7 protein-coding genes, 1 tRNA gene, 2 rRNA genes and 1 pseudogene (1 of these 11 running past the window's edge) are annotated in these 12,500 nt (G+C 64.9%); 1 reads left to right on the forward strand and 10 read right to left on the reverse strand.

What is annotated here, in order from left to right:
• Window positions 1–104 precede the first annotated feature (104 nt).
• From guaD to uraH, 5 genes are read right to left on the reverse strand one after another with little or no spacing between them, the layout of a single operon-like run.
• The gene (gene guaD, locus ACW176_RS00005; RefSeq protein WP_492110391.1) at window positions 105–1,388 is read right to left on the reverse strand and encodes a guanine deaminase; all 1,284 of its coding nucleotides are present in this window, start codon (window positions 1,386–1,388) and stop codon (window positions 105–107) included.
• Complete coding sequence (gene xdhC / locus ACW176_RS00010; RefSeq protein WP_492110392.1) at window positions 1,375–2,388, reverse strand: xanthine dehydrogenase accessory protein XdhC; 1,014 nt, start codon at window positions 2,386–2,388, stop codon at window positions 1,375–1,377. Before xdhC ends, guaD begins: the two co-directional genes overlap by 14 nt.
• Window positions 2,385–4,718, reverse strand: a complete 2,334-nt coding sequence (gene xdhB, locus ACW176_RS00015) for a xanthine dehydrogenase molybdopterin binding subunit (protein ID WP_492110393.1) — start codon at window positions 4,716–4,718, stop codon at window positions 2,385–2,387. Before xdhB ends, xdhC begins: the two co-directional genes overlap by 4 nt.
• The gene (gene xdhA / locus ACW176_RS00020; RefSeq protein WP_492110394.1) at window positions 4,711–6,177 is read right to left on the reverse strand and encodes a xanthine dehydrogenase small subunit; all 1,467 of its coding nucleotides are present in this window, start codon (window positions 6,175–6,177) and stop codon (window positions 4,711–4,713) included. Before xdhA ends, xdhB begins: the two co-directional genes overlap by 8 nt.
• Window positions 6,177–6,524, reverse strand: coding sequence for a hydroxyisourate hydrolase (uraH, locus tag ACW176_RS00025; RefSeq protein ID WP_492110395.1), 348 nt, complete (start codon window positions 6,522–6,524; stop codon window positions 6,177–6,179). Before uraH ends, xdhA begins: the two co-directional genes overlap by 1 nt.
• Before the next feature lie 323 nt (window positions 6,525–6,847).
• On the opposite strand from uraH, the gene ACW176_RS00030 reads away from it, so the two are divergent.
• Complete coding sequence (locus ACW176_RS00030; protein WP_492110396.1) at window positions 6,848–9,157, forward strand: NADP-dependent malic enzyme; 2,310 nt, start codon at window positions 6,848–6,850, stop codon at window positions 9,155–9,157.
• Window positions 9,158–9,291: 134 nt separating this feature from the next.
• Here the strand turns inward: ACW176_RS00030 and ACW176_RS00035 are convergent, their stop codons facing one another.
• From ACW176_RS00035 to ACW176_RS00055, 5 genes and pseudogenes are all read right to left on the reverse strand, one after another.
• A complete protein-coding gene (locus ACW176_RS00035) occupies window positions 9,292–9,486 on the reverse strand; it encodes a cold-shock protein (RefSeq protein WP_233206781.1) in 195 nt (64 codons plus the stop codon).
• 168 nt (window positions 9,487–9,654) lie between these two features.
• Window positions 9,655–9,858, reverse strand: a pseudogene (locus tag ACW176_RS00040) (cold-shock protein); the annotation flags it as partial.
• A 232-nt stretch (window positions 9,859–10,090) separates the two neighbouring features.
• Window positions 10,091–10,167, reverse strand: a tRNA-Met gene (locus tag ACW176_RS00045).
• A gap of 72 nt (window positions 10,168–10,239) precedes the next feature.
• Window positions 10,240–10,354, reverse strand: a 5S ribosomal RNA gene (gene rrf, locus ACW176_RS00050).
• A 113-nt stretch (window positions 10,355–10,467) separates the two neighbouring features.
• Window positions 10,468–12,500, reverse strand: a 23S ribosomal RNA gene (locus ACW176_RS00055); it runs 757 nt beyond the window's last position.

Below are 12,500 nucleotides of genomic sequence, written 5' to 3' on the forward strand. Positions count from 1 at the left end.
CTTCTATTCAATTCCGGACGTCGTCCGGACGCTCCGCGACCCTTTCCGTCCCTTCAGCGAGTGATCGCGTGAGGCTGACAAGCCGTGTCCGCTGCCCTGTCCCTCTAACGCCGATGCTGTTCGGCACCGGCCAGATAGGTCCGCTCCACAACCCGGTCATCGCCCAGCACGGTCAGGGCGAACAGCCGGTTCTCCAGGCTGCGGTCACCGCCCAGGCGCCGCGCCAGCATCGGTGTGGCGGCCAGGTCCAGAACCAGGAAATCGGCTTCCTTGCCGGGCGCCAGATTGCCGATCCGGTCGCCCAGATCCAGGGCCCGCGCGCCGCCCAGGGTGGCCAAGTACAGAGCGTGGAACGGATCCAGCGCCGTCCCTCGCAGCTGGCCCACCTTGTAGGCCTCGCCCAGGGTGTGAAGGATCGAGAAGGTCGTCCCTGCCCCGACATCGGTGCCGATACCGACCTTGACGCCATGGGCGCAGGCGGTCTCCAGCGGGAACAGGCCCGAGCCCAGGAACAGGTTCGAGGTCGGGCAGAACGCCACCGCCCCGCCCTTGGCCGCCAGCCGCGCGAACGCCTCGCCCTGCAGGTGGACGCAGTGGGCGAAGACCGAGCGCCGGCCCAGCAGGCCAAAGCGGTCATAGACATCCAGATAGTCCGTCGCCTGCGGAAACAGCGCCGCCGTCTCGTCGATCTCGCGCTGGTTTTCCGACAGGTGGGTCTGCATCCAGACGCCGGGGTTGGCCGCCAGCACCTCGCCGGCCATGGCCAGTTGCGCATCGCTACAGCTGATGGCGAAGCGCGGGGTGACGGCGTAGCCCAGCCGGCCCTTGCCGTGCCAGTCGGCGATCAGGCCTTCCATGTCGGCGCGACTGGACTCGACGGTGTCGGTCAGACCCTCCGGCGCGTTGCGATCCATCAGCGACTTGCCGGCGATCAGCCGCATGTCGCGGGCCAGCGCCACCCGGAACAGCGCCTCGACCGAGCCCCTGTGCACCGAGCCGAACACCAGGGCCGTGGTGGTGCCGTTGCGCAGCAGTTCCTTCACAAAGAACTCGGCCGCCTCGGCCGCATGGCCCGGATCGGCGAAAGCCGCCTCGGCCGGAAAAGTGTGCTGCTCCAGCCAGTCGAGCAGCTGCGCGCCATGGGCGGCGATGATGTCGACCTGAGGGAAGTGGATATGGGTGTCGATGAAGCCGGAGGTGATCAGCTTGCCGGTCAGGTCCTCGACCGGCGTGGCACCCAGCAGTTCGCGCAGAGCCGCATAGTCGCCGCAGGCCACGACATGGCCGTCCTCGACCAGCAGCAGGCCGTCGTCGTGGAAGGCGACAGCCTCGTCGGTCTTGGTCGGATCGTCCAGCAGGTGGAGGATCGACGCCCTATAGGCTTGCAACGGCCAGATCCTCGTTGTTGGAAATTCGGGCCGCTTCCAGCCGCATCAGCAGGTCGGCGGCCACCGAGACGGCGATCACCTCGGGGGCCTTGCTCCTGAGATGCGGCAGACCGATCGGACAGGTCAGGCGGGTCAGCGCCGCCTCGGAGAAACCGTCCTCGCGCAGCCGGCTCATGAACCGGGCGCGCTTGGTCTTCGAACCGATCAGGCCCAGATAGGCAAAGCCGCCGCCGGCCAGCCCGGCCGAGGCCAGGGCGTAGTCCAGGCCATGGTCATGGGTGAAGATCAGGCCATAGGCGTCGCCGCCCGCCCCCATGGCGGCGGCGGCCATCTCGGCTGGTCCGGCCACGGTGACGCCGGGAATGTCGGCGGTCTCGGGCCGGCTATCGAACCAGGACAGCTTGAACGGCAGCGGCGCGAAGGCGCGGGCGACGGCCTGTCCGACATGGCCCGCGCCGAAGACCAGCAGCGGCGGACGCGGGGCGTCGTTGCGTTCGACCAGCTCGTCGCCCAGCGTGGGGCGGGCGCCGCGCGCCGTGGCCTGGGCTCCCGCCAGGGTCACCGGCGGGGCCTCCGAACTGGCGGCGATCGGGGCAACGGTCTTGGTCAGCAGGCCGGGGTTGAAGCGCGTGCGGACCTCGAACGGCTGGGCCGCGTCCATCCGGCGGGCGGCGTCGGTCAGCCAGTCGCGGCTGGCGGCCTCGACCCGCTCGATCAGCAACCTGACCCGGCCGCCGCAGCACTGGGCCAGCAGCGGGCCCAGCGGATAGTCCTGGATGGCGAAGCTGGCCTGGGATCCGGTCAGCATTTTGCGTGCCTGACTGGTCGCCTGATGCTCCAGATTGCCGCCGCCGATGGTGCCCGACTGCCCGCCCGCCCAGACCACCATCTTGGTCCCGGCTTCACGCGGGGCCGAGCCCTCGGTGGCGAGGACTGTGACCAGGGCGGCGGCGTCATCGACCGCGATACGCGCCAGGGCGGCGCGGGCCCAGTTGCTCATGACGCCGCTCGCCGCTTCACGTCCTCGACCGCCATCAGGATCGCCTCCGGCGTCGCCGGCGCATCCAGACGCGGCATCACCTTGTGATCGGCCACACTGGCCACCGCCCGGGTGATGGCGCTGAACACCGAGATCGCCAGCATCAGCGGCGGCTCGCCCACGGCCTTGGAGCGGTGGACCGTGGCCTCGACATTGCGCCCGGCTGCCCAGAGCTTGACGTCCAGATGGGCCGGACGGTCGCCGATGGTCGGGATCTTGTAGGTCGAGGGGGCGTGGGTGCGCAGGCGGCCCTGGTCGTCGAACACCAGCTCCTCGGTGGTCAGCCAGCCCATGCCCTGGATGAAGCCGCCCTCGATCTGGCCCAGGTCGATGGCCGGGTTCAGCGACCGGCCCACGTCGTGCAGGATGTCGGCCCGGGTCACCTTCATCTCGCCGCTCAGGGTGTCGATGATCACCTCGCTGCAGGCCGCGCCATAGGCGAAATAGTAGAACGGCCGGCCGCTATGGGTGGCGCGGTCGTAGTGGATCTTGGGCGTGGCGTAGAAGCCGGTCGAGGACAGCGACACCCGGGCCAGATAGGCTTGACGGCACAGGTCGCTGAACGGGACCAGCGTCTCGCCGGCCTTCAGCCCCTGCGGCTTGAAGGCGACCTCGGCCTCGGCGCAGCCCCACTTGTTCGCGGCGAACGCGATCAGCCGGGCCTTGATGGTGTTGGCCGCATTCAGCGCCGCCATGCCGTTCAGGTCGGTGCCCGACGAAGCCGCCGTGGCCGAGGTGTTGGGCACCTTGTCGGTGACGGTCGCGGTGGCCTTGACCCGCGAGACGTCGACCTGGAAGGCCTCGGCGACGATCTGGGCGACCTTGGTGAACAGTCCCTGCCCCATCTCGGTGCCGCCATGGTTCAGCAGGATCGAGCCGTCGGCATAGAGGTGGATCAGGGCGCCGGCCTGGTTGAGGTGGGTGGTCGTGAACGAGATGCCGAACTTCACCGGCGTCAGGGCCAGGCCCTTTTTCAGGATCGGGCTGGCCGCGTTGAACGCGTCGATCTCGCGCTGTCGGGCCTCGTAGTCGCAGGAGGCGGCGAGCTCGGCCAGCAGCTGCGGCGCGACATTGTCCTCGACGGTCTGGTGATAGGGCGTCAGGTCGCGGCCGGGCTCGCCGTAGAGATTGCGCCGGCGCACCTCCAGAGGGTCGAGACCCGTGGCCTGGGCGACAGCGTCCATCACGCGCTCGATGGCGATCATGCCCTGCGGTCCGCCAAAGCCCCGGAAGGCGGTGTTGGACACCGTATGGGTGCGGAAGCGATGCGACAGGATCTCCACCGCCGGCAGGAAATAGCAGTTGTCGGCGTGGAACATCGCCCGGTCGTTGATGGCCATCGACAGGTCGGTGGTGGCCCCACAGCGCGAGGCCAGTTCCAGGGCGACGCCGGTCAGACGGCCCTCGTCGTCAAAGCCGACGTCATAGCCGACCTCGAAGTCATGCCGCTTGCCGGTCATGACCATGTCCTCGTCGCGATCGGGCCGGCACTTGGCGGCGCGGCCGGTCTTGACCGCCACCAGAGCGGCGCCAGCGGCGAACAGCGAGGCTTGCGTCTCCTTGCCGCCGAACCCGCCGCCCATCCGGCGCACCTCGATGGTCACGCAGCTGTGCGGACGGTCCAGCACGCGGGCCACCAGATGCTGCACTTCACTGGGATGCTGGGTGGACGACCAGACATGGACATCGCCGCCCTCGCCCGGAATCGCCAGCGCGACCTGCCCCTCAAGATAGAAGTGGTCCTGCCCCCCGATGGCGAACTGGCCTTGCAGCCGTCGGGGCGAAGCCGCCAGCGCCGCAGCCGCGTCGCCCCGCGCCATGCGCTGGCTGTTCTCGATCTTCAAGTCGGCGGCGCGGGCGGCCTTGATGTCGATGGCGGCCGGCAGATCGGCATAGGCGATCACCGCCTTCGCGGCGGCGGCGCGGGCGGCCGCGATCGAGGTGGCGGCCACCGCGAACAGGCTCTGGCCGACATAGGTCACGATGTCGGTGGCGAACAGCTTGTCGTCGTGGATCACGGGGCTGACGTCGTTCTCGCCGGGAATGTCGGCGGCGGTCAGCACCAGCACCACGCCCGGCGCGGCGCGCACGGCCGACAGGTCCATCGCCGTGATGTGAGCGTGAGCCCTGGTGCTGAGCCCGAAATGGACGTGCAGCATCCCCGCCGGCTCGGGCATGTCATCGATATAGACGGCCGAGCCCGCCACGTGGCGCGTCGCGCTGTCGTGCGGCAGCGAGGCGTGAACGCCCTGAAAGGCGTCGATCGCCACAGGCGCAGAGGAGTCAGCCATGAGCGCTCTCCGGTTCGACCCGGGTGACAAGGCCTGGAGAGGTGGTCTCGATGAACACCTTGCGCAGCATGTTGCGGGCCGTCAGCGACCGATAGGCGGCCGAGGCCCGCATATCGCTGAGCGGGGTATAGTCTGCGTCGATAGCGGTCATGGCTGCTTCGATCGTGGCCTCGGCCCACGGCTGGCCGATCAGAGCCGCCTCGCACGCTGTCGCCCGCTTGGGCGTACCCGCCATGCCGCCAAAGGCGATCCGCGCCGAGCTCACGATACCGCCGTCGATCGTCAGCGCGAAAGCGCCGCAGACCGCCGAAATGTCCTGATCGAACCGCTTGGAGAGCTTGAAAACCTTGAAAATCAGGTCGGGCTTCGGCGTCGGCACGATCACCGCCTCGACGAACTCGCCGGGCCGCCGGTCCTGCTTGCCATAGTCGAGGAAGAAGGCTTCCAGCGGCATCTGGCGCCGCTCACCGCCCCGGTTCAGCACCAGGGTCGCCCCGGCCGCGATCAAGGCCGGCGGCATGTCGCCGATCGGCGAGCCATTGGCGATGTTGCCGCCGATGGTGCCGCTGTTGCGCACCTGGGTCGAACCCAGCCGTCGCAACATGGCGCCAAGTTCGGGATAGAGCCCGTCAAGCGTCTCCATGGCGTCGACATAGCGAACCCCCGCGCCGATCCAGACGCCACCCTCGCGCGGCTCGATCCGCGCCAGTTCGGCGACCTGGCCGATGTCGATCAAGAACTCCAACGGCCTGCGCTGCTTGGTGACCCACAGGCCCACATCTGTCGCGCCGGCCACGATCGTGGCGTGTGGATGCTCGACGAAGGCTTGGGCCAACTGGTTAAGCGACCTGGGCGCCAGCCAGCGGCGCGTGACGCCCTGCACGGGATCGTCGTGCGACAGGTCCAGCATCGCCCCGTCGTCCAAGGTCGCCAGATCCGCCGCCACATCGGGCGCGGCCTCGGCTTCGACATCCTTGGCGACCTCAATGATCGGACCATAGCCGGTGCAGCGGCACAGGTTACCCGCCAGCATCTCGGCCGACGGCGCGTCAGTTCCCTTGGCTGCCACGGCCTTGGCGTACAGCGACATCACGATGCCTGGCGTGCAGAAGCCGCATTGCGAGCCATGCCTGTCGACCATGGCCTGCTGCACAGGATGCAAGGCGCCATCCTTTGACAGACTCTCCACGGTCATCAGAGCCTTGCCGTGCAGCATGGGCAGGAACTGGATGCAGCTGTTCACCGCGCGCCAGGCGACACCATCGCCATCGGCCTCGCCCACCAGCACCGTGCAGGAGCCGCAATCCCCCTCGGCGCAGCCTTCCTTGGTCCCCGTGCGCCGCCGATCGCCGCGCAGGTGCTCCAGCAAGGTGCGGGTCGGATCGGCGCCGCGCACCTCTTGCACCTGACCATCGAGAAGGAAGCGGATCGTGTTGTTCGAATTTTGCGCCGGGGGCATCAGCTGCCCCGATAGGTGGAATAGCCGTAGGGCGAGACCAGCAACGGCACGTGCCAGTGTTGCCCGATGTTCGACACCGCAAAGTCGATGACCACGACGTCGAGAAAGGGCGGGTCGGTCACGGCCGCGCCGGTCGCCTTGAAATACGCGCCGATCGAGAACTCCAGACGATAGCCGCCGACGGCGAGGTCTTCTCCGGCGATCAGCCGCGCACGGCCGTCGGCGTCTGTGCGGATTTCCGAGAGCAGGACCAGACCATCGCCCTCGCGGCGCGACACACGCACCAGAACCTCGGCCGCCGGCTGCCCCGTCGCCTGATCGAGGATATGGGTCGTCAGTCCGCTCATGCCCTGCCCTTTCAAGCTCAACCGGCCAATGCTCGGCCCGCCCGCGCGCCCTGTCCAGAGCCATGCGCTGCAAGGGATCCTGCCTGCGCCCGACGCTGTCGAACGCGGCGGCAGGCGCCCGCAAGGCGAGCACTATATAATAGATTTATTACTTACGGGAGTTCGGATTCGGCTATGCAGATGTGACCGCTACCATAAAAAATATCCCTATCTGGCGCATAGGGTTGGCAATGCCCCGTTATCCCCGGTAGCTAGGCTCGACGATCCGCGAGCCAGACGGATCGCGCCAAGATGCCTGCGCAGACGCCAAAGAGGACCAGTCCATGGACGAGGATTTCCGCAAAGCCGCTCTGGACTATCACCGTCTGCCGCGTCCCGGAAAACTGGCGATTGAAGCCACCAAGCGCATGGCAACCCAGCGCGATCTCGGCCTGGCCTATTCGCCCGGCGTCGCAGCGCCCTGCGAAGCCATCGCAGCCGATCCCGACAAGGCCCGCGACTACACCGCCCGCGGCAATCTGGTGGCCGTGATCTCCAACGGCACCGCTGTGCTGGGCCTGGGCAATATCGGCCCGCTGGCGTCCAAGCCGGTGATGGAAGGCAAGGCAGTTCTGTTCAAGAAGTTCGCCGGCATCGACGTGTTCGACATCGAGGTCGACGCCGAGGATCCCGACAGGTTCATCGAGGTTGTCGCGGCCTTGGAGCCCACCTTCGGCGGCATCAATCTGGAGGACATCAAGGCCCCCGAGTGCTTCATCATCGAGCGCAAGCTGCGCGAGCGGATGAAGATCCCGGTGTTCCACGACGACCAGCATGGCACCGCCATCGTCTGCGCCGCCGCCGTTCGCAACGCCCTGCTGGTCCAGGGCAAGTCCCTGACCGACGTCAAGCTGGTCACCTCCGGCGCTGGCGCAGCGGCCCTGGCCTGCGTCGACCTGCTGGTGTCAATGGGCCTGCCGGTCGACAATGTGACCCTGACCGACATCAAGGGCGTCGTTTACGCCGGTCGCGACGACGACATGCTCGACAACATGGCTCGCTATGCGCGCCAGACCGACGCCCGCGCTCTGTCGGAAGTGCTGGCCGGCGCCGACATCTTCCTGGGTCTTTCGGCGCCACGTGTTTTCAAGGCAGAATGGTTGCCGCTGCTGGCGCCCAATCCGCTGATCCTGGCCATGGCCAATCCCGAGCCGGAAATCCTGCCCGAACTGGTGACCGCAGCCCGTCCTGACGCGATCATGGCGACCGGCCGCAGCGACTATCCCAACCAGGTCAACAACGTCCTGTGCTTCCCGTTCATCTTCCGGGGCGCGCTGGACGTCGGCGCTTCGGAAATCAACGAAGCCATGAAGGTAGCGGCCGTTGAGGCCATCGCCGAACTGGCCCGGGCCGAAGCCTCGGAAGTGGTGGCCAGCGCCTATGGCGGCGTCGCCCCGATGTTCGGCGCGCAATACATCATCCCCAAGCCCTTCGATCCGCGCCTGATCCTGCAGATCGCCCCGGCCGTGGCTCGCGCGGCCATGGACAGCGGCGTCGCCACCCGGCCAATCGCCGATTTCGACGCCTATCGCCAGGAACTGGAGTTGTTCGTCTATCGCTCGGGCCAACTGATGCGTCCGCTGTTCGAGCGGGCGCGCAAGGCGACCAAAGCCTGCGCCGAGACGGGAGGCATTCGCGTGGCCTATGCCGAGGGCGAGGACGAGCGCGTGCTGCGCGCTGTCCAGACCGTCCTCGACGAAGGCCTGGCCAAGCCGGTGTTGATCGGCCGGCGCGAGACCATCATCGCCAAGGCCGCTGAAATGGGGCTGCGCCTGGACTTCGATAACCGCGTCGAGATCCTCGACCCCGCCGCCGACACCGCGCTGTTCGCGCCGCTGGTCGATCGCTATCGGAGCCTCGTCAGCCGCCGAGGCATCCCGCCTTTGGCCGCCGAGCGCCGGGTCACCACTCGCCGAACGGTGTCGGCCTCCATGCTGCTGCAGGCCGGCCATGTGGACGCCGCCCTGGTGGGCGGTTCCGGCGACTGGTGGCAGCACATGACCTATGTGCTGCCGATCATTCCCAAGCGCGAGGATGTCGACCGGATCTACGCCCTGTCGGCCCTGATCCTCGACAACGGCACGCTGTTCTTCTGCGACACCCACGTGAACGTCGACCCGACCGCCGAGCAGGTCGCCGAAATGACGCTGCTGGCGGCCGAGTCCGTGCGGCGCTTCGGCCTGACGCCCAAGGCGGCCTTGCTGTCGCACTCCAGCTTTGGCGCGTCGAACTCGCCGACCGCCCGCAAGATGCGTGACGCCCTGGCCATTGTGCGCGAAAGGGCGCCCGAGCTTGAGGTCGACGGCGAAATGCACGCCGACGCCGCCCTCTCCCAGGCCTTGCGCGACAGGCTGGTGCATGACAGCGCCTTGAAGGGCTCGGCCAATCTGCTGGTCATGCCCACGCTCGACGCGGCCAATATCAGCCTGACCCTGCTCAGCGCCGCCACCGAAGGCCTGCTGGTTGGGCCCGTCCTGCTGGGCATGAGCCAGCCGCTGCATGTGCTGACGCCCAGCGTCACCGCGCGCGGCATCGTCAATCTGACGGCCCTGGCGGTCAATCAGGCGGCCGGCGAGCGGGCCATCCAGGCCTGAAATCAAGACGCAGAAAGGCCCCGCGCGAAGTCGATCGCCGTCCTAGGGACGGAAGCGACTTCACGCGGGGCCTAATCTTCAAACCGAAAGGACGAGTGGACGCGTCTCACACGCCTACTCGCGCTCTAGAATCCCTAGAGGATGCGCAGGTTGCCGGCCGAGGTCTTGCCCGAGCGGCGGTCCTGTTCCAGTTCGTAACCGACTTGCTGGCCTTCGTTCAGGCCGCGCAGACCGGCCCGTTCCACAGCCGAGATGTGCACGAAGATGTCGCCGCCACCGTTGTCGGGCTGGATGAAACCAAAGCCCTTGGTGGTGTTGAACCACTTCACGACGCCGGTGCCGGCTTCGCCGCCACCGCTGGGTGCGCCGCCGCCGTAACCGCCGCCACGGGGTGCGTCATAGCCACCGCCGCGCGGCGCATCATAGCCACCGCGGGGCGAGTCAAAGCCACGCGCGGGCGGGCGACGCGGCGCCGAAGGGGCTGCGCCCTGGCCGGTTACGCGCAGATTGCCGGCCGAGGTCTTGCCCGAGCGGCGATCTTCTTCAAGTTCATAGGCGACCTGGTCGCCTTCGTTCAGGCCCGAAAGGCCCGACCGTTCAACCGCAGCAACGTGGACAAACACGTCTTCGCCGCCGTTTTCAGGCTGAATGAAGCCAAAGCCCTTGGCCGGGTTGAACCACTTAACGACACCGTTCGCCATCTTATCCTCAAAAACCTATTTCGCGGACCAGTTGCCGACCCACGCCTCGATAGCTTCTCATGACTCAAATCAACAGATCGCGCCATGGGCTTTCAGCGAAGATTCTGCGGAGAGCCCGGCCAGAATCAAGAAAAATTCGCTTGTGAGGAGGTGTTTCGGCCAGGCCGGCGCCAAACGGCCCAGTGGCGACGCCGTGCGACAACGGCGTTCAACATAAAAATAGGCTAGATCTTGGGTGCGGGGACAGGATTTGAACCTGTGACCTTCAGGTTATGAGCCTGACGAGCTACCGGGCTGCTCCACCCCGCGGCGAAGTTGGTAGTTGGTGATCGTGAGGTAGGGGGACTTTGAAGTACGACTTGATTGGCATCCTTTTAGCGGACCTGGCGGCGACCTACTCTCCCGCGCCTTGAGACGAAGTACCATTGGCCCAGGGGGACTTAACGACCGAGTTCGGAATGGGATCGGGTGGGGAACCCCCGGCATAGCCACCAGGTCAGCAAAAAGGATGCGTGCAGAACGTTTTGAGGCGTTCTGGTTATATCAAGTCGAAGAAGACATCGTATGTCTGAGCTCTACAAAGAGCATTTGCATAGGTTTGGCTGAAGAACGATCAAGCCTATCGAGCTATTAGTACCAGTAAGCTACACGCCTCACAGCGCTTCCACACCTGGCCTATCAACGTGGTGGTCTTCCACGGCTCTCAGCGAGACCTTGTTTTGAGGTTAGTTTCCCGCTTAGATGCTTTCAGCGGTTATCTAGTCCACACTTAGCTACCCTGCTGCACAGCTGGCGCCATGACAGGTCCACCAGAGGTGTGTCCATCCCGGTCCTCTCGTACTAGGGACAGATCCTCTCAAGTCTCGTACACCCACGGCAGATAGGGACCAAACTGTCTCACGACGTTCTGAACCCAGCTCACGTACCACTTTAATCGGCGAACAGCCGAACCCTTGGGACCTGCTCCAGCCCCAGGATGTGATGAGCCGACATCGAGGTGCCAAACTTTGCCGTCGATATGGACTCTTGGGCAAAATCAGCCTGTTATCCCTAGAGTACCTTTTATTCGTTGAGCGATGGCCCTTCCACGCAGGACCACCGGATCACTATGGCCGACTTTCGTCTCTGCTCGACTTGTCAGTCTCGCAGTCAGGCGGGCTTATGCCATTGCACTCGACGACCGATTTCCGACCGGTCTGAGCCCACCATCGCGCGCCTCCGTTACACTTTGGGAGGCGACCGCCCCAGTCAAACTGCCCGCCACGCCATGTCCCGGACCCGGATAACGGGCCGCGGTTAGACGTCAACAACAATAAGGGTGGTATTTCAAGGATGGCTCCACCGAGACTGGCGCCCCGGTTTCATAGCCTCCCACCTATCCTACACATGTTGTTGCTAACGCCAAGGCGAAGCTGCAGTAAAGGTTCATAGGGTCTTTCCGTCTGACCGCGGGAACCCCGCATCTTCACGGGGAATTCAATTTCGCTGAGCCCATGCTGGAGACAGTGGGGAAGTCGTTACGCCATTCGTGCAGGTCGGAACTTACCCGACAAGGAATTTCGCTACCTTAGGACCGTTATAGTTACGGCCGCCGTTTACCTGGGCTTCAGTTCGCTGCTTGCACAACTCCCTTTAACCTTCAGGCACCGGGCAGGCGTCAGACCCTATACGTCGCCTTACGGCTTCGCAGAGCCCTGTGTTTTTGATAAACAGTCGCTACCCCCTGGCCTGTGCCACTCTACTCTGGTTGCCCAAAGCAGAGTCACGCTTATCCCGAAGTTACGCGTGCAATTTGCCGAGTTCCTTCAGCATGGTTCTCTCAAGCGCCTTGGTATACTCTACCTGCCCACCTGTGTCGGTTTCGGGTACGGTCTCCGTTGGAGTTATTTCCAGGGACCTGTTCACTGCCCAGAACAATCCAATAAGCCCAGACAATTTACCAGATCCGTCACTTCCAACTGGTTCAGGAATATTCACCTGATTCCCATCGACTACGCCTTTCGGCCTCGCCTTAGGGGCCGACTAACCCTGCGCAGATTAGCTTTACGCAGGAACCCTTGGGCTTTCGGCGAGAGTGTCTCTCACACTCTTTATCGCTACTCATGTCAGCATTCTCACTTCCGATACCTCCAGCAAGGCTCACGCCTCACCTTCAACGGCTTACGGAACGCTCCGCTACCGCGTGCAGTAAACTGCACACCCATACCTTCGGCGTCTGGCTTGAGCCCCGTTACATTTTCCGCGCAGGTTCGCTTGACCAGTGAGCTGTTACGCTTTCTTTAAATGATGGCTGCTTCTAAGCCAACATCCTGGTTGTCAAAGCAAACCCACATCGTTTCCCACTTAGCCAGAACTTGGGGGCCTTAGATGATGGTTAGGGTTGTTTCCCTTTTCACGACGGACGTTAGCACCCGCCGTGTGTCTCCCGGATAGTTCTCTTGGGTATTCGGAGTTTGATTAGAATTGGTAGAGATCGCTCCCCCCGCATCCATTCAGTGCTCTACCCCCCAAGGAATACGTCCGAGGCACTACCTAAATAGTTTTCGCGGAGAACCAGCTATGTCCAGGTTTGATTGGCCTTTCACCCCTATCCACAAGTCATCCGAGAATTTTTCAACATTCACCGGTTCGGTCCTCCAGTA

This window comes from Caulobacter sp. FV1ye13L, assembly GCF_058681155.1.

Coding starts and splice junctions, on each gene's coding strand:
- xdhC (WP_492110392.1), bottom strand. CDS start 2,388: ATGAGCAACTGGGCCCGCGCCGCCCTGGCGCGTATCGCGGTCGATGAC.
- xdhB (WP_492110393.1), bottom strand. CDS start 4,718: ATGGCTGACTCCTCTGCGCCTGTGGCGATCGACGCCTTTCAGGGCGTT.
- xdhA (WP_492110394.1), bottom strand. CDS start 6,177: ATGCCCCCGGCGCAAAATTCGAACAACACGATCCGCTTCCTTCTCGAT.
- uraH (WP_492110395.1), bottom strand. CDS start 6,524: ATGAGCGGACTGACGACCCATATCCTCGATCAGGCGACGGGGCAGCCG.
- ACW176_RS00030 (WP_492110396.1), top strand. CDS start 6,848: ATGGACGAGGATTTCCGCAAAGCCGCTCTGGACTATCACCGTCTGCCG.